This window comes from Bradyrhizobium sp. USDA 10063 (assembly GCF_054063735.1).
On the sequence record NZ_JBSSGP010000002.1, the window covers coordinates 1,131,618 to 1,147,653 of the forward strand.

Here is a 16,036-nt window from a genome sequence, read left to right on the forward strand (position 1 = left end):
CAAGACGAGCCGAAAAATAGTGACACCGGCGCTTCCGGTCAGTTCCTTCGAAGACAAAACTTCTCCGCCTGCCAAGCGGAGAAGAATATTATTCGTCCGAATTTGCGCCGGATTTCGTGATCAATAGACGTCGAGCTGGAACCTGCTCTTCTTCTTGAGGTCGGCAACGAAGGCAATCGCCTCGTCAACCGAGCGGGCGCCGAACTGGGCAACGATATCGACCAGCGCGCGTTCGACATCCTTGGCCATGCGCTTGGCGTCGCCGCAGACATAAACATGTGCGCCTTCCGCGAGCCAGGTCCACAGTTCGCGGCCGACCTCGCGCATGCGGTCCTGCACATAGAACTTCTTCTCGCCGTCGCGCGACCAGGCGAGTGACAGCCGCGTGAGCAGGCCCGCCGTCTTCATCGCGTTGAGTTCGTCGGCATAGAAGAAATCACAGTCGCTACGCTGATGGCCGAAGAACAACCAGTTCTTACCGGGCGCGCCGGTGGCGCGGCGGTCGAGCAGGAAGGCGCGGAACGGCGCGATGCCGGTGCCCGGCCCGATCATGATGATCGGCGTCTTCGAATCCTGTGGCAGCGCGAATCCGTGCGCCTTCTGCACATAGACCTTCAGCTCGTCGCCGGGATTGATGCGTTCGGCGAGGAAGGTCGAGGCAAGCCCGAGCCGCTTGCGCTTGTTGACGACGTAACGCACGCAGTCGACTGTCAGCGACAACTTTCCGGGCGTCGCGTTGTGCGACGAGGAGATCGAATAGAGCCGCGGCTGTAGCGGCTCCAGCGCCTCGACGAAAGCTTCCGGATGCGGCCGCACCTTCGGGAATTTCTGCAGCACCGCCATCACGTCGAGCGTCGCGGCGTCGCCATCGGGGTCCTCGCCCTGCGCCAGCGCGCGGGCCTTCTCGCGCTGAGCGCCGCCCGTCAGATAGGTGATCAGCTCGAATAGCGAGTCCGGCGCCGGCGACAGCGAGACGTCGTTGAGCAGCACGTCCCGCAATGTCTTGCCGCGCACCTCGGTCACATGCGAGGCACCGAGCAGCGCGATGATCTGATCGACCAGGCCGAGATCGTTCTTGGCGAAGATGCCAAAGGAATCGCCGACGACATAATCGAGACTAGAGCCGGAGAGGTCGAACTCGATATGCCAGGTCTCCTTCTCCGAGCCGAGCTTGTTGAGCAGACGCCGCGAGATGAATTTCGCCGGCACAGGATTGTCGCGCGAGCGTCCGGGTTCGCCGGCAGGCGTTGCAATCACGGGCGCGGCAGCGGCCGCTGGCGCCGACGCTGCTGATGGCGCCTTGTCGAGCTCTTCATAGAGCGACTTCAGCATGCGCGCGGTTTCCTTGCCGCCGGGCACGCAGAGGTTGAGCCGCGCTTCGCTCTTGCCGGCAATCGCCTCCGAATAGTCGTGGCAGTTGTAGCCGCACTGTCCGCAATCCTGCTGAGCCATCGCCGCCATCATGCGCCGCCGCAGCGGGCGGCCTTCGGCCAGCTTCATGCGCTCGGCGATCGGCATGGTCTGGTCATGCCACGGCGCCTCGCCGTCATCGCCGTCGCCGGCCGCGCCCTGCATGACGGCAGCGCCCTGCTCCGCCGATAGCGGCGTCGCTGCGTCAGGAGACAGGAGCCCCGCGAAGAAGCCGTTGAGCCACGAACGCTGCGCTTCGGAGAACGGCGCGCTAGCCGGGATGATGTCGAGTTTCGGTGGAGGCGTGATCTGGTTCATGCGGATGCCTCGGCGAGCTTGCGCAGCGTCTCGCCATCATGGCGGCGCGCGAAGGAGAGGAAGGGTTCGTCGGGAGATGAACGATGCGCGAGATAGGCCTTCAGAAGCCCCTCGACCGTCTTCGGCGCGTCCTCCGCCTTGAGGTCGTGATAGACCTCCTGCCCGACATCGGCGTCGGGGCCGAAGCCGCCGCCAGTGAAGAGGTGATAGCCCTCAACCGGATCGGCGTCCTCGCCGACATCTACTTTCGCCGCGATCAGACCGATATCGCTGATATAGTGCTGGGCGCAGGAATGATGGCAGCCGGTGACATGGATGTTGACCGGCTTGTCCATGGCAACGCGCGGCTCGCACCAGTCGCCGATCTCGGCGGCGTGGCGCTTGGTATTCGAGGCGGCAAAGCGGCAGCCGGCATTGCCGGTGCAGGCAATCAGTCCGGCGCGGATGTGCGAGGCGTCGACCGCGAGCCCGATCGTCTTGATCGCGGCAATCGCGAGTTCGACATTCTCATTGCGCACGCCTGGTATCAGCAGGTTCTGCCAGACTGTCAGGCGGATCTCGCCGTCGCCGAGATCGCGTGCGATCTTGGCGAGTCCACGCATCTGCTCGCAGGTGATCTTGCCGAGCGGCAGCGACACGCCGATCCAGTTCAAGCCCTCCTGCTTCTGCTTGTGCACACCGATATGCGCCATGCGGTCGGTCAAAGGCCGCGGCGACTGCGCTTCGGTCGGCACGCGGGTGAAGGGTTTCTTCAACCGCTCCTCGACCAGCTTGAGGAACTGGTCGTGACCGATCCCGTCCAGGACATATTTCAGCCGGGCCTTGTTGCGGTTGGTGCGGTCGCCGAGATCGATGAAGACCCGGACGATCGCGTCCGCCACCTTCGTCGCCTCGTCCGGCTTGACGATGATGTCGGAGTATTTTGCGAAATCCTTGTGCCCGGTAATACCGCCGAGGCCGAGCCGGAACCAGACGCCGGGCTCGACGCCAACCCCCTCCTTCACTTCAACTGCGGTAAACGCGATGTCGTTGGTCTCCTCCAGAACTGCGATCCTTCCGCCGCCATCGAAGGCGACATTGAACTTGCGCGGCAGGCCGTAGAGCGAGCGGTCGTTGAGGATGTGGTAGTGCCACTCGCGCGCATAAGGCCGCGTATCCAACAGTTCCTGCGGATCGATGCCCGCGGTCGGGGTTCCCGTGACATTGCGGATATTGTCGGCGCCGGAGCCGCGTGAGCACAGGCCGAGGTCCTGGATGCCCTCGATCAATTTCACCGCGTTCTTCGGCGGGATTTCACGCACCTGCAAATTCGCGCGCGTGGTGACATGAGAGTACGGACCGCAGAGTTCTTCGGCGAGATCGGCAAGGCCTGCGAACTGCCAGTGCTTCAGGATGCCGTTTGGAATGCGCAATCGGCACATGTAGGAATCCTGCGCCGGTGCGACGTAGAACAGGCCGAAATAGCGCCAGCGGAAATTATCGGCGGGCGACGGCGGCGCGTTATCGAGCGCCTGCTGCCTCAAGCGCGGATAGGCGTCGAAGGGATGCTCGTCGCGCTTGAATTTTTCCTGGTCGACGAGCTTCTTGCCTGACGCGACGACCTTGTCCTGCGCCGTGATATGTGCGGCATCCGGGCCGGTCGGCTCGGCATTGGCTTTGGTGGCACCCCCGCCAAGCCCGCGGCCGACCCGGCTGATCTGCAGGCCGGTGGCAAAGCCTTCGAGGTAGCGTTTCTGCTCGTCGGTGAAGTCGACTGCGAGCGGCTCGATTTTCATGGTCTGCGACGAAGCTCCTGCGGCCACGGCGAGTGGCGTCAACGACGTGGAAAGCGACCGCTCGGAATCCGGCGTGGCCTAGGAGTGCCTTGCTTGATTCCTGGGAACGGTCCGATCAGCTTCGTTGCTGCGGAAATCCATCTTGGACGTGAGCCAGCAGGCATCTGCGACAGGCTGGCCGCACTGCAACATTCAAGTTGCGTGCCAGACGCTGCCGATGAAAAATATCTCGCTGTTTCAGTATATTAGGCCGACAGCCCGGGAACCAGGAGGCTGGCCTCATTGCGAATTTCGAGCAGCCCGCTCAAAATTTAGTCGACCTGTGCCGGCTGCCTAACATCGCTGCAGCGGCCGTCACGGCTTCCAGAAACCGATCTTGAATGCGGCGAGATGGCCCTGAATATCGCTGGGATCGAAGGGCGGTCCGGCGAAGGCGCCGATCGCCTTGGGCGCATCGGTGGGTGGCGGCCGCCCCACGGCCGCGTCGTAGAGGTCCGGCCGGAACACATCCATGGCCGTCTTCAGGGCGTCCGGCTTCATCGCCGCCTGCCCCCACCGCACCATCTGGGCATAGAGCCAGGCGGCCTGCGCCGGGTCAGGCCGTGCCGCGCCCTCCCGGCCGACCAGCAGGTAGCGATGGCTTTGGCGCTTGGTGCCGTCGGGGGAGATTTTCAGCCGGCCGTCGAGGGTACGCAGGATCACTTCGGCATCAACGCCGATCCGCTCCGGCTGCGCCAGGAGCGCGGCCGCCTCGGCGCGGTTCTCCGGCCGCTCGATGAACTCGGCGGCGCGCAGGTGCGCCCGCACCAGGGCTGCGACGACGTCAGGGTTCTTCTCCGCCCAGTTCTGCCTGATCGCCAGCACTTTCTCGACCGCGGCGACCAGGATGTCGGAAACGAAATGCAGGATGTGGCCAATGCCGAGATCGACCGCGACCGAGTTCCACGGCGCGCCGACGCAGAACGCATCGACATGGCCATTGGCGAGGCTGTCGACCATATAAGGCGGCGGCAGCACCACCAGCCGCACGTCCTCGTCCGGATCAACGCCGCCCGCCGCCATCCAGAACCGCAATTGATAGTTATGGGTCGAGAACGGGAACGTCATGCCAAAGATCAACGGCTCCGCCCCGCTCTTGCGCCGCTTGGCGACCACGCGCGAAAGCGCGAGCGCCGTCGCCATCGGATCGAAGCGGTCCCCGTCGATCTCCTCCATGAGAGCGGCGTGCAGCGACGGCGAGACCGTGATCGCGTTGCCGTTGAGGCCGAGGTTGAAGGGCGCCACGATCGGCACCTTGACATGGCCGAGGCCAAGGCTGGACGCGATCGCGACCGGCGCCAGCAGATGCGCGGCATCGAACAGGCCGATATTGAGCTTGTCGCGGACGTTCGACCACGAGACCTCCCGCACCAGGGTGATGTCGAGCCCCTCGGCGGCGGCAAAGCCCTTGTCGGCGGCGACAATCAGCGCGGCGGCGTCGACCAGCGGAATGAAACCGATGCGAAGCGGTGTGGTCATTTGAGCAACTCCGACGCGGTCAGGATCGACTGCGCGATCTCGCCGATCTTCTTCTTTTCGCGCATCGCCGTGGAGCGCAGCAGCACATAGGCCTCCTCTTCGGTGAGACCCTTCAATTTCATCAGGATGCCCTTGGCGCGATCGATCACCTTGCGCTCTTCCAGCGCGTGCTTGGTGCGGTCCAGTTCGTCCTGCAGCCGCGCGAACGCGTTGAAGCGGGACACGCAGAGGTCGAGGATCGGCTTGATGCGCTCCTTCTTGAGGCCGTCGACGATATAGGCCGACACGCCCGCCTCGACGGAGGCTTGGATCGAGGCGGCATCGCTCTGGTCGACGAACATGGCGATCGGCCGGCGCACGGCCCGGCTGACCTGGAACATCTGTTCCAGCACGTCGCGGCTGGGGTTTTCCAGGTCGATCACGATGATATCGGGGTCGACGGCGTAGATTCGCGCCAGCAGGCTGTGCATCTCGCTGATATGCACGACGCTGGTATAACCCGCCTCCCGGAGGCCCTCCTCCAGGATCGCGGCGCGGATCGGACTTTCATCGACGATAACGATTTTCGGAGACGACTCGGCGGCCATCGCTCACTCGTATTCCCTCAAAACTATCCATAGCACGACGGAAGCCAGCTCAAAGCCTTGTAATTATGGGCAATTGGGACTAGCTCCTGCCGATCAATCAGGCAGATTTGAATATGCAGCAGGCGGCCGCGCCGAAAATCAGCTTTGTCTCGCTTGGATGCCCCAAGGCGTTGGTGGATTCCGAGCGCATCATCACGCGGCTGCGGGCCGAAGGCTACGAACTCGCGCGCAAGCATGACGGCGCCGATGTCGTGATCGTCAATACCTGCGGCTTCCTCGACAGCGCCAAGCAGGAATCACTCTCGGCGATCGGCGAGGCCATGGCCGAGAACGGCAAGGTGATCGTGACCGGCTGCATGGGGGCGGAACCCGAGCAGATCGAGAGCGCCTATCCGGGCGTGCTCTCCATCACCGGCCCACAGCAATATGAGAGCGTGCTGGATGCCGTGCACCGCGCGTTGCCACCGGTGCATAATCCGCTTCTCGACCTGGTGCCGCCCCAGGGCATCAAGCTGACGCCGCGCCATTACGCCTACTTGAAGATTTCCGAGGGCTGCAACAACCGCTGCACCTTCTGCATCATCCCGAAGTTGCGGGGCGACCTGGTGTCGCGGCCTGCCAACGATGTGCTGCGCGAGGCCGAGCGGCTGGTGAAGGCCGGGGTGAAGGAACTGCTGGTCATCTCCCAGGACACTTCGGCCTATGGCGTCGACCTGAAATATGCCGAGAGCCCGTGGCAGGATCGCGCCGTCCGCGCCAAATTCTTCGACCTCGCAAAGGAACTCGGCGAGCTCGGCGCCTGGGTGCGGCTGCAATATGTCTATCCCTACCCACATGTCGATGAGGTCATCGGCCTGATGGCCGAGGGCAAGGTGCTGCCCTATCTCGACATCCCCTTCCAGCACGCGAGCCCGAATGTCCTGAAAGCGATGAAGCGCCCCGCCGCGCAGGACAAGACGCTGGCGCGGATCAAGCAATGGCGCGAGCAGTGCCCCGAGCTTGCGCTGCGCTCGACCTTCATCGTCGGCTTCCCCGGCGAGACCGATTCCGATTTCGCCTATCTGCTCGACTGGCTCGACGAAGCCGAGATCGACCGCGTCGGCTGTTTCAAATACGAGCCCGTCGCCGGCGCGACCTCCAACGCGCTCCCCGGTGCTGTGCCGGATGAGGTCAAGCAAGAACGCTACAACGCGCTGATGGCGCGCCAGCAGAAGATCTCGGCGCGCCGGCTGAAGCGCAAGGTCGGCACAAGGCAACAAATCATCATCGATGAGGTCGGCCCCACCGTCGCGCGAGGCCGGTCGAAGGCCGATGCGCCGGAGATCGATGGCGCGGTCTATCTCTCGAGCCGCCGCCCGCTGAAGATCGGCGAGATCGTCACCGCAAAGATCGAGCGCTCGGACGAATACGACCTGCACGGCAACGTCGCCGGATTCTGAGCGGCCCCACGCCGTCAAGTCGTTGCACTTCGGGCGATTTGATCCAGCTCAATGCCGGTTCGACGTCCGCCGGACGATATTCAAAATTCAGAGAATCCGGCCGCTACCTCCGCGGCACGGAACGGCGTTGCCCGATCATTCGCAGCCTGCGAATGCGCTTCTGCGCTCCTCAATCACAGATAAATTATCTAGATTATAACAACTTAAAGATGTCATGCTCCATTCACGGACTCGACGTATGGCTCGCGCACCTTCAAATCTAAGGGGTGAATAATGATGAGCCGCTTCTCGGATACACTGCGCACGCAACGTTGGGACGATTACCGCTACTACCACCAGAGCCGCATCAATCAGACGCTGCACCTGATCAGCGCTGTCATATTCCTGATTTGCTATGCGCTGCTATTCACCGACCCTGCGCTGGCGGGTCTCGTCGGTTGGCTTGCGATGCTGACGCGACAGACCGGGCACTTCTTCTTCGAGCCCAACGGCTACGACGCCGTCAACAGGGTCTCAAACGAATACAAGGAAGCGATCAAGGTCGGCTACAACCAGAGCCGCAAGATCGTCCTGCTGGTCGTCTGGGGCCTGGCTCCAATCGCGCTGTTCGCGTTTCCGACACTGTTCGGCGTGTTCTCGCCGCCGGCCACCAGGCTGGATTTCATCCGTCACGTCGGCGCCGTCTGGCTTGTGATCGGCATCGCCGGCGGGGTTACCCGCATGGTGCAGCTTTTCATCATCAAGGACGTGCCAACTGGATTGATTTGGGTCTGCAAGGTCCTGACCGATCCGTTCCACAACATCGCGCTGTACTACAAATCGCCGCTTGCCCTGCTGCGCGGCGAGTTGATCGATATATCCATCGCCGACGCCGATTGGGGCGAGGAGGACACCGAAGAGGCGCCGCGCGCGACTTGACATTCCCTGTCCTTGGGCTGTATGGCCCTTCGCCATGAAGCTGAACCGGACCAACCGCCGCGCCACTTTCCGTCGTCGCACCCGCGACGATGAGGGGTTGCGCCATGTCCGACGCCAGCGCTGACTAGCTAGTTCAGCCCAGGGGTTTTCGAGAAGGCCGCACCCTCAAAAGTGCGGCCTTCTTGCGTTTCCGCCTGCCTTTCATCCTAACCTATCAAGGAGCCTGACATGCCCAACGCCATCCATCCGTTCGACGCGCTGATGGACATCACCGCGCGCCCGAAGACCGTGTTTGTCCGCGGCGAAGGCTCCTATCTCTGGGACGACACTGGCCGCCGCTATCTCGATTTTATGCAGGGTTGGGCCGTCAACTGCCTCGGCCATTCGCCGCCGGCAGTCGCCGAAGCGCTCGCCGCACAGGCCAAGTCTCTGCTGACCCCGAGCCCGGCCTTCTACAACGAGCCCAGCCTCAAGCTCGCCAATGCGCTCGTCGAGCAGAGCTGCTTCGACCAGGTGTTCTTCGCCAATTCCGGCGCGGAAGCCAATGAAGGCGCGATCAAGCTCGCCCGCAAATATGGCGCTAAGCACAAGAACGGCGCCTTCGAGATCATCACCTTCGAAGGCGGTTTTCACGGCCGCACGCTCGCGACCATGTCGGCGTCCGGCAAGAAGGCGTTTGAACCGCTGTTCGAGCCGAAAGTGCCGGGCTTCCGGAAAGCGCGGCTCAATGACATCTCCTCGGTGAAGGAGCTGATTTCATCGAACACGGTGGCCGTGATGCTGGAGCCGATCCAGGGCGAGGCCGGCGTCTGGCCCGCGACCGATCAATTTCTGAAGGAGCTGCGCGCGCTGACCAGCGAGCATGGCCTGCTCCTGATCGTCGACGAGATCCAGACCGGTATGGGCCGCACCGGAAAGCTCTTCCATTACGAGCATGGCGGGATCGCGCCCGACATCATGACGCTCGGCAAGGGCATCGGCGGCGGCGTACCGCTCGCCGCCTTGCTTGCGACCGAGCATGCGGCCTGCTTCGAGCATGGCGACCAGGGCGGCACCTTCAACGGCAATCCCCTGATGTGCGCGGCGGGACTTGCCGTGCTCGAACAGGTCGGCAAGCCGGAATTCCTGAAGTCCGTAGCCGATACGGGCCTGTTCCTGGAAAGCGAGCTGCAGCGGCTCTCGGCCCGGCACGGCCTCGGTGATATCAGGGGACGTGGACTGCTCTTGGCGCTCGATCTGAAACTGCCGATCGGCGCCGCGATCGTGGCGCAGGCGTTCTCAAAGCGCCTGCTGATCAACTCGCCGCAACCCGACGCACTGCGCTTCATGCCCGCGCTGAACGTGTCGCGAGCCGAGATCGCAGAGATGATCGAGGGCCTGGACGCGATCCTGACGCAAGTGGGTGCCGCGCGGCGGGTGGCATGACGTAAGGCGATCCTGTCTCCTCATCGTCATGGCCGGGCTTGTCCCGGCCATCCACGCCCCTCCTCGCACCCCACAAAAACGTGGATGCCCGGGACAAGCCCGGGCATGACGAGTGGAGAGACCGAGCACCGCAACGACTACGGCCTCAGGATCGACGCCCCCGTGGTGGCGCGGCTCTCCAGATCGATATGCGCCCGTGCAACATCCTTCAGCGCGTAGGCATGGTTGATCGGCACGTGCAGCTTGCCATTGATCACGGCGGCGAACAGCGTGTCGGCGCCTTCGAGCAATTCCTTCCGGGTGGCGACATAGTCGTTGAGCTTCGGCCGGGTCGCAAACAGCGAGCCGTGGTTGTTGAGTTCGGCGAGCGCGAACGGCGGCACTGGACCGGACGCGTTGCCGAAGCTCACGAACAGGCCGCGCGGCTTCAGGCACGACAGTGAGCCCGGGAAGGTGGTCTTGCCCACGCCGTCATAGACGACGTCGCAGAGCTCGCCGCGACTGATCTGCTTCACCCGCGCGACAAAATCCTCCTCATTGTAGAGGATGACATGATCGCAACCGTTGGCGAGCGCAAGATCGGCTTTCGCTTTCGAGCCGACGGTGCCGATCACGTGCGCGCCCATTGCGCTGGCCCATTGGCAGGCAAGCAATCCGACGCCGCCGGCGGCTGCGTGGATCAGCACGCGGTGGTGCGGCTCCACCTTGAAGGTCTTGTGCAGGAGATACCAGACTGTCAGCCCCTTCAGCATCAGCACGGCGCCCTGCTCATAGGTGATGTGGTCGGGCAGCTTCACCACCTTGTCGGCGGGGATGACGCGCTCGGTGGCGTAGCCGCCGAGATTGAAATAATAGGCGACGCGGTCGCCGGGATGGAAATTGGTCACGCCGGGTCCGACCGCGACCACTTCGCCAGCCGCTTCGTTGCCGGCGATGAAGGGAAGACCGGGCGCCTTGTAAAGACCGGTGCGGAAATAGACGTCGATGAAGTTGAGCCCGATCGCATGCTGGCGAATCCGCACCTCGCCCGCCGCAGGCGCCGGCACCTCGACATCCTCGTAGGTGAGGACTTCCGGGCCTCCCACCTTGTGCACGCACACGGCCTTGGTCATGTAGGGCTCTCCCCTCAACTATCTCGCTGCCACCGAACCGAAAGCCATCGGCGCCTTGTTGTCAACTCGCGGGCCGGATCGGCTACTTCGTCACTGTCTTCCTCCGGTTGCGCCTCGCCAGCACGTTGAACATCTCCACTGCGGCTGCGAACGCCATCGCAAAATAGATGTAGCCGCGCGGGATGTGGAAGCTGAACCCATCGGCGACCAGCGCCACGCCGATCAACAGCAGGAATGCCAGCGCCAGCATCTTGGTGGTCGGATGCTCTGCGACAAAACGCGCCACCGGGCCCGACGAAACGTACATGACGATGCAGGCGATCACGACGGCCGCGATCATGACCTCCAGATCCTGCGCCATGCCGATCGCGGTGATGATCGAATCCAGCGAGAACACCATGTCGATGATGATGATCTGGACGATCACCCAGAAGAACGCGCTGCGGTTGGACGACGCCTCTTCCTCGCCCTCACGCGCTTCGACCTCGCCATGGATCTCGTGGGTCGCCTTTGCGATCAGGAACAGCCCGCCGCCGATCAGGATGATGTCGCGCCAGGACAGCGCGAGCCCCCTCACCGTGATCACCGGTTCCGTCAACCCGATCAGCCACACCAGCAGGCTTAGCAGCAGGATGCGGAACACGAGCGCCAGGAACAATCCGATCTGCCGCGCGCGCTTCGCCTGCGGCGGCGGGATGCGGGAGACCAGCACCGACAGGAAGATCACGTTGTCGATGCCGAGCACGATCTCCAGTGCCGTCAATGTGACGAGCGCCGCCCACGCTTCCGGGCTGGCCAACAGTTCGATCATGTTCTGAGCGACCTCATCAACCGGATGACGGCGTCGCTGCCGACGACATAGGCGGCGATCGCGCAGAGCGCCACGACGACCGGCGCGCCGACATCGAAGTCGCAGGCGAGCGTGTACAGCGCCAGCACCGCTCCGGCGGCCATCAGCCACAACGTCAGCCAGCGCAGCCGCGCCACGCGCACCGGATGCAGCACGTGGAACGGCGCGAAGGTGAGCGCGATCAGGATCGCCACGGCAAGGCTCGACCACACCGGCGGCAGATGCAGCAGGAACAGATAGAACGCCACCGCGTTCCACAGGCCGGGGAAGCCGCGGAAATGATTGTCGGCGGCTTTCATCCTGCGGTCCGCGAAATACAGCGCGCTCGAGATCACGATGCCGATGCCGAGGATCGGCGCCGCCAGCGGCAGCAGCAAATGACTTGCCGTGATCGCATAGGCGGGAACGAAGACATAGGTGACGAAATCGACGACCAGGTCGAGCACCTCGCCGGACCAGTTCGGCTGCAGCCGCACCACGTCGAGCTTGCGCGCGATCGGGCCATCGATCGCATCGATGACCAGCGCCACCCCGAGCCAGCCGAACATGTTGGCCCAGTGTTCGCGCACGGCCTCCATCAGTGCGAGCAGCGCGACGCCCGCCCCCATCGCCGTGAAGATGTGCACGGAGAATGCCGCCATCCGCATCCGCAGCGATGCGGTAAGAGTAGCTGGCTCGCTGGGCTGGTCCATCTCCATCGCCGGGCAGTGCTATCAGGAATCGCCTATGTTTGCATATCCGCGCTTGCGGCGTTCCGCCGCGCAAATCGGTGGAAAGATTTTAGCGAATTTGATGGCTTGAAAATGCCGGCAATCCCGTCAAATGTTCCGATATGAAAGATGCACCGCATGTCTATGACGCAGTGGTCATCGGCGGCGGCCCCGCAGGGCTGACCGCCGCCATCGCGCTTGCGGATGCCGGGGCGAAGACCGCCCTGCTCGCCCGCCGCGCGCCCTATGCCGACAATCGCACCACCGCGCTGCTCGGCGCCTCTGTCGACCTGCTCGCGCGGCTGGATGTCTGGCGGCGGCTGGCCGACAAGGCCGCGGCTTTAAAGGTGATGCGACTGGTCGATGACACCGGGCGGCTGATCCGCGCCCCGGAGGTGCGGTTCTCGTCGGACGAGATCGGCCTCGAGCAGTTCGGCTTCAACGTCGACAACCGCTCGTTGATCGCGGCGCTGGAACAACGTGTGGCGGAACTGCCCGATCTCACGCGCTTCGACGACGAGGCCGAGGCCATCACTCCGGAAGAAGCCATCGTCACGATCCGGACCGGTCGCGGCGAGCCCCTGGCGGCGCGGCTGGTGATCGGCGCCGACGGCCGGCAATCTCAATCGCGCGAGGCCGCCGGCATCGAAATCAGCCGCCACGAGCTGAAGCAGTCGGCCCTGACCTTCAACATCGCCCACTCGCGCCCGCACAAGAATATCTCGACCGAATTCCACACGCCGAATGGTCCCGTCGTGTTCGTGCCCTTGCCCGGCAATCGCTGCAGCGTGGTCTGGGTTTCCTCGCCCGCGGAAGCCGAGCGGCTGAAGGCACTGAGCGATGCGGAACTGTCTGACGCCGCCGAGAAGCAGTCGCACTCGATTTTCGGCCGCGTCGAGGTCGAGCCGGGGCGCAATCTGTTTCCGCTCGCGATCGAACAGCCCTGGCAGTTTGCCAGGAACCGGATCGCGCTGGTCGGCGAATCCGCCCACGTGGTGCCACCGATCGGCGCGCAGGGCCTCAACCTCGGGCTGCGGGATGCCACCGATATCGCCAAGTTCGCCGGCGAAGCGCTCTCGCATGGCGAGGACCCCGGCGCGCCACAGATATTGGCGCGCTACCAGTCGGCACGGCGGAGCGACGTCCTGAGTCGGACCTTCGCCATCGACCTCGCCAACCGCTCGCTGCTCAGCGATTTCCTCCCCATGCAGTCGATCCGCGCCGCGGGCATGCATCTGATCGGATCGATCGGCCCGCTCCGACGGCTCGCCATGCGCGAAGGCCTTGCGCCGTCGTGGCGGCAAGTGGGCTGACGGTCTTTACGGAAAACTCAGCCTTCCGGTCTGCAGCACCCACATCACGCTGGTCAGCGTGACGACAGAGGCAAAGGTGCCGACCAGCACGGCGACCGAGGCCGGCTTGACCCAGGTGTCGTTCTGCCGCGCGATCACGAACACGTTCAGCGCCGGCGGCAGTGAGGCCATCAGCACGGCGGTCGCCGCCCACGACTGCGCGAAGGGGCCAAACGCCAGCATCAAGCCGAACGCAAGCAGCGGATGGATCAGAAGCTTGACGGCAATCACGCCCGGCACGTCCCACGGAATCCAATCGAGCGGCCGCAGCGCGACCGTGACACCGAGCACGAACAGCGCCACCGGCGCCGCGGCGTTCTGCAGGAATAGCAGCGTATTATCCAGCGCAATCGGAAAGCGCAGATGCAGGGCCGCGGCAAGCGCTCCGAAGCACGCCGCCATGATCAGCGGGTTCAGCACGATCTGGCGCGCCACGACCCCGAACGCGTGCAACAGCGAGGGATGGTCGCGGTCCGTCAGTTCGATCAGAAGCGGCACGATCGAGAACAGGAAGATGCTGTCACAGCAGAAGATCAGCGCGGTCGGCGCCGCGGCCTTCGGCCCCAGCACCGCGAGCGCTAGGCCCGGACCCATATAGCCGATATTGCCATAGGCGCCGGAGAGCCCCGCGAGCGTCGCCTCGCGCAGCGACAACCGCCCCAAGAGCTTGGCGACCAGCATCGCAAGGAAAAAGGCGATCATGGTTCCGAGCGTGGTTGCAACCAGGAACGGCGGGTTGTTGAGTTCTGAGAACGGTGTCTTCGACATGATGCCGAACAGGAGCGCCGGCAGCGAGACGTAGAGCAGGAAGAAATTCATCCAGGCGAGCCCGGATTCGGGCAGGCCCTTGGCCTTGCCGCAGGCGAAACCGATGAAGATCAGGCCGAAGTAGGGCAGCGCAAGATTGAGGATATCGACCACGGAAGGCGTCTTTTTGGGGATTTTCTAAGGGGAAATGCCGGAAAATCCGGCAGAAGCGAAAGGTTAATTCGCGCGCTTGCCCCTAGCATCCGCCGCTATCATGGTCTATCGACGAGCTATGATAAAAGCGCGTACCGCCAAGTTCCAGATCGGGCAGATCGTCCGCCACCGGGTGTTTTCCTTCCGGGGGGTGATCTTCGACATCGATCCGGAGTTCAACAACACCGAGGAATGGTGGCTGTCGATCCCGGAAGAAGTGCGGCCGCACAAGGATCAGCCTTTCTACCACCTGCTCGCCGAAAACGCGGAAACCGAATACGTCGCCTACGTCTCCGAGCAGAACTTGCTCCCCGATAATTCCGGCGAACCGATCCGCCACTCCCAGGTGGCCGAGATCTTCATCCAGGACAAGTCCGGCGGCTACCGCCCGCGCAATCCCTCGCTGAACTAGATCAGCTCTCGCGCGATGCGGATTCTGCTGCACCGCATCATCAGATCGGATCAGATTTCTCTCGTAAGAAAAAAGGCGCTCCACCCGGAGCGCCTTTGATTTATCGGGAGAAATCCTGTCGTTACTTTGCCCCCGCCGGAGGCGGGCTGGAGACACCGGTTGCCGGCGGATTGGCCTCAAGCTTCTTGCGGGCCTCTTCGGCGCGCTTCTGCAATTCTTCCTGCAGCTTCTTCTGGTTTTCCTCGAACACCTTCGGATCGGTCGGCGGGCCGTCATAGGCCTTGGCGAATTCGTTGACGAGCGGCAGCGGCAGCGTCAGCGGCGCGCCGTTGGCGTTGATCGCCTGCACCACCAGGTTCTGGCCTTTCTTCAGGCTGTTGAGCAGTTCGGGGGTCGCCTCATAGTCCGACATGCAGCCATTGGCGAAGCAGATCACATAGGGCGCCTGCTGCGGCGGGTTGTTGTCGACGATGATGCGGGTGCCGTGCACGAGTTGCATGCCGAGCGGCAGCGTCACGCGCAGGATCTTCTTCGGTTCACCCTCGGGCTCGATGATCACGGCAGCGATCACCGGCTGACCTGATTCGATACGGCCGTCCTTGCCCGTGAAGCAGACCTGCTTGGCGTTGGCATCCTGGCCCTTGAGGCAGAACTTGGTCCAGGGCGCGTAGATGAGCTGGACCTGCTGATCCTGGGCCGGAGGCTGCTGCGGCTGGGCTTGCGCGGCCGGAGCGCCCTGGGCCGGAGGCTGACCCTGGGCTGCCGGCGCGGGCGCCTTGGGGGCAGCCTTCGGCGCCGCCTTGGGCGCGGCCTTCGGTGCCGCTGGCGCCGCCGGCTGCTGGGCGCCCGCCTCGGGAACAAGCAGGGTGGCCGACAGGGCCGTCGCTGCCAAGGCGGCGAAAATTCGCCCACGCGGCCGGGCCGACGCGGCCAAGATACGGAAATTCATTGCGGAAAACCCTTTCTCAACGGCGGCGCCCGAAACCGCTGCAGGCACCGACACCTAGCCGTTTGGGGCGGCTGTCTCCTAGTCAATTGAGGCGGATACGTGACAGGCGCTGCCGCCTTGTTCAATTGCACGCCTTCAATACAGCGGCAGACGAAAAGATCAATGCCGACAAGCGGGTTTGCCCCAACGTCACGGCGAGTTGCAAGGTCCTGTGGTAAAGCTCGTTCCGTGAAATTTCGCGAATCAGATCGACGCGTTGCTCCACGCGTTTCCTGGGTTGCATTAGGGCGTGGCGCGCGCG

The 16,036-nt window shown here is 63.6% G+C and carries 14 protein-coding genes; 5 read left to right on the top strand and 9 right to left on the bottom strand.

Going from position 1 to position 16,036, the window contains the following annotated elements; genetic code table 11:
- Nucleotides 1–120: 120 nt before the first annotated feature.
- The 4 genes from ACVJGD_RS07275 to ACVJGD_RS07290 form a co-directional block, all read right to left on the bottom strand.
- Nucleotides 121–1,728 carry a sulfite reductase subunit alpha gene (locus ACVJGD_RS07275; RefSeq protein ID WP_456633711.1) on the bottom strand — a complete coding sequence of 536 codons (1,608 nt, stop codon included), beginning with the start codon at nt 1,726–1,728 and terminating at the stop codon, nt 121–123.
- Nucleotides 1,725–3,503, bottom strand: coding sequence for a NirA family protein (locus ACVJGD_RS07280; RefSeq protein ID WP_456633712.1), 1,779 nt, complete (start codon nt 3,501–3,503; stop codon nt 1,725–1,727). The genes ACVJGD_RS07275 and ACVJGD_RS07280 overlap by 4 nt, the downstream gene beginning before the upstream one ends.
- A gap of 354 nt (nt 3,504–3,857) precedes the next feature.
- The gene (locus ACVJGD_RS07285; RefSeq protein ID WP_456633713.1) at nt 3,858–5,021 is read right to left on the bottom strand and encodes a CmpA/NrtA family ABC transporter substrate-binding protein; all 1,164 of its coding nucleotides are present in this window, start codon (nt 5,019–5,021) and stop codon (nt 3,858–3,860) included.
- On the bottom strand, nt 5,018–5,608 hold the full coding sequence (locus ACVJGD_RS07290) for an ANTAR domain-containing response regulator (protein ID WP_456633714.1): 591 nt from the start codon (nt 5,606–5,608) through the stop codon (nt 5,018–5,020). Before ACVJGD_RS07290 ends, ACVJGD_RS07285 begins: the two co-directional genes overlap by 4 nt.
- Nucleotides 5,609–5,721: 113 nt before the next feature.
- Here ACVJGD_RS07290 and rimO point away from each other — a divergent pair, with 113 nt between their 5' ends.
- The 3 genes from rimO (at nt 5,722) to ACVJGD_RS07305 (ending at nt 9,390) form a co-directional block, all read left to right on the top strand.
- On the top strand, nt 5,722–7,047 hold the full coding sequence (rimO, locus tag ACVJGD_RS07295; protein ID WP_456633715.1) for a 30S ribosomal protein S12 methylthiotransferase RimO: 1,326 nt from the start codon (nt 5,722–5,724) through the stop codon (nt 7,045–7,047).
- 276 nt (nt 7,048–7,323) lie between these two features.
- Nucleotides 7,324–7,965: an Mpo1-like protein gene (locus tag ACVJGD_RS07300; protein WP_456640203.1), complete on the top strand. Its 642-nt coding sequence runs from the start codon at nt 7,324–7,326 to the stop codon at nt 7,963–7,965.
- A gap of 228 nt (nt 7,966–8,193) precedes the next feature.
- Nucleotides 8,194–9,390, top strand: a complete 1,197-nt coding sequence (locus tag ACVJGD_RS07305) for an acetylornithine transaminase (protein ID WP_456633716.1) — start codon at nt 8,194–8,196, stop codon at nt 9,388–9,390.
- Between the two features lie 137 nt (nt 9,391–9,527).
- On the opposite strand, the gene ACVJGD_RS07310 is transcribed toward ACVJGD_RS07305, so the two are convergent.
- The 3 genes from ACVJGD_RS07310 to pcsA form a co-directional block, all read right to left on the bottom strand.
- Nucleotides 9,528–10,502 carry a quinone oxidoreductase family protein gene (locus tag ACVJGD_RS07310; protein WP_456633717.1) on the bottom strand — a complete coding sequence of 325 codons (975 nt, stop codon included), beginning with the start codon at nt 10,500–10,502 and terminating at the stop codon, nt 9,528–9,530.
- A gap of 82 nt (nt 10,503–10,584) precedes the next feature.
- Nucleotides 10,585–11,313, bottom strand: coding sequence for a TerC family protein (locus ACVJGD_RS07315; RefSeq protein ID WP_456633718.1), 729 nt, complete (start codon nt 11,311–11,313; stop codon nt 10,585–10,587).
- Nucleotides 11,310–12,044 (bottom strand): phosphatidylcholine synthase, encoded by a 735-nt coding sequence (gene pcsA / locus ACVJGD_RS07320; RefSeq protein ID WP_456633719.1) that lies wholly within the window; start codon nt 12,042–12,044, stop codon nt 11,310–11,312. Before pcsA ends, ACVJGD_RS07315 begins: the two co-directional genes overlap by 4 nt.
- A 140-nt stretch (nt 12,045–12,184) precedes the next feature.
- Here pcsA and ACVJGD_RS07325 point away from each other — a divergent pair, with 140 nt between their 5' ends.
- Nucleotides 12,185–13,375 carry a UbiH/UbiF family hydroxylase gene (locus tag ACVJGD_RS07325; protein ID WP_456633720.1) on the top strand — a complete coding sequence of 397 codons (1,191 nt, stop codon included), beginning with the start codon at nt 12,185–12,187 and terminating at the stop codon, nt 13,373–13,375.
- Nucleotides 13,376–13,381: 6 nt separating this feature from the next.
- On the opposite strand, the gene ACVJGD_RS07330 is transcribed toward ACVJGD_RS07325, so the two are convergent.
- Nucleotides 13,382–14,335, bottom strand: a complete 954-nt coding sequence (locus tag ACVJGD_RS07330; RefSeq protein WP_456633721.1) for an AEC family transporter — start codon at nt 14,333–14,335, stop codon at nt 13,382–13,384.
- Between the two features lie 118 nt (nt 14,336–14,453).
- On the opposite strand from ACVJGD_RS07330, the gene hspQ reads away from it, so the two are divergent.
- The gene (gene hspQ / locus ACVJGD_RS07335; protein ID WP_456633722.1) at nt 14,454–14,786 is read left to right on the top strand and encodes a heat shock protein HspQ; all 333 of its coding nucleotides are present in this window, start codon (nt 14,454–14,456) and stop codon (nt 14,784–14,786) included.
- Nucleotides 14,787–14,907: 121 nt separating this feature from the next.
- Here hspQ and ACVJGD_RS07340 read toward each other — a convergent pair whose 3' ends face one another.
- Nucleotides 14,908–15,735 carry an invasion associated locus B family protein gene (locus tag ACVJGD_RS07340; protein ID WP_456633723.1) on the bottom strand — a complete coding sequence of 276 codons (828 nt, stop codon included), beginning with the start codon at nt 15,733–15,735 and terminating at the stop codon, nt 14,908–14,910.
- Nucleotides 15,736–16,036 lie beyond the last annotated feature (301 nt).

Coding starts and splice junctions, on each gene's coding strand:
- ACVJGD_RS07340 (WP_456633723.1), bottom strand. CDS start 15,735: ATGAATTTCCGTATCTTGGCCGCGTCGGCCCGGCCGCGTGGGCGAATT.
- ACVJGD_RS07285 (WP_456633713.1), bottom strand. CDS start 5,021: ATGACCACACCGCTTCGCATCGGTTTCATTCCGCTGGTCGACGCCGCC.
- ACVJGD_RS07275 (WP_456633711.1), bottom strand. CDS start 1,728: ATGAACCAGATCACGCCTCCACCGAAACTCGACATCATCCCGGCTAGC.
- ACVJGD_RS07280 (WP_456633712.1), bottom strand. CDS start 3,503: ATGAAAATCGAGCCGCTCGCAGTCGACTTCACCGACGAGCAGAAACGC.
- ACVJGD_RS07305 (WP_456633716.1), top strand. CDS start 8,194: ATGCCCAACGCCATCCATCCGTTCGACGCGCTGATGGACATCACCGCG.
- rimO (WP_456633715.1), top strand. CDS start 5,722: ATGCAGCAGGCGGCCGCGCCGAAAATCAGCTTTGTCTCGCTTGGATGC.
- ACVJGD_RS07290 (WP_456633714.1), bottom strand. CDS start 5,608: ATGGCCGCCGAGTCGTCTCCGAAAATCGTTATCGTCGATGAAAGTCCG.
- pcsA (WP_456633719.1), bottom strand. CDS start 12,044: ATGGACCAGCCCAGCGAGCCAGCTACTCTTACCGCATCGCTGCGGATG.
- ACVJGD_RS07300 (WP_456640203.1), top strand. CDS start 7,324: ATGAGCCGCTTCTCGGATACACTGCGCACGCAACGTTGGGACGATTAC.
- ACVJGD_RS07325 (WP_456633720.1), top strand. CDS start 12,185: ATGAAAGATGCACCGCATGTCTATGACGCAGTGGTCATCGGCGGCGGC.
- hspQ (WP_456633722.1), top strand. CDS start 14,454: ATGATAAAAGCGCGTACCGCCAAGTTCCAGATCGGGCAGATCGTCCGC.
- ACVJGD_RS07315 (WP_456633718.1), bottom strand. CDS start 11,313: ATGATCGAACTGTTGGCCAGCCCGGAAGCGTGGGCGGCGCTCGTCACA.
- ACVJGD_RS07310 (WP_456633717.1), bottom strand. CDS start 10,502: ATGACCAAGGCCGTGTGCGTGCACAAGGTGGGAGGCCCGGAAGTCCTC.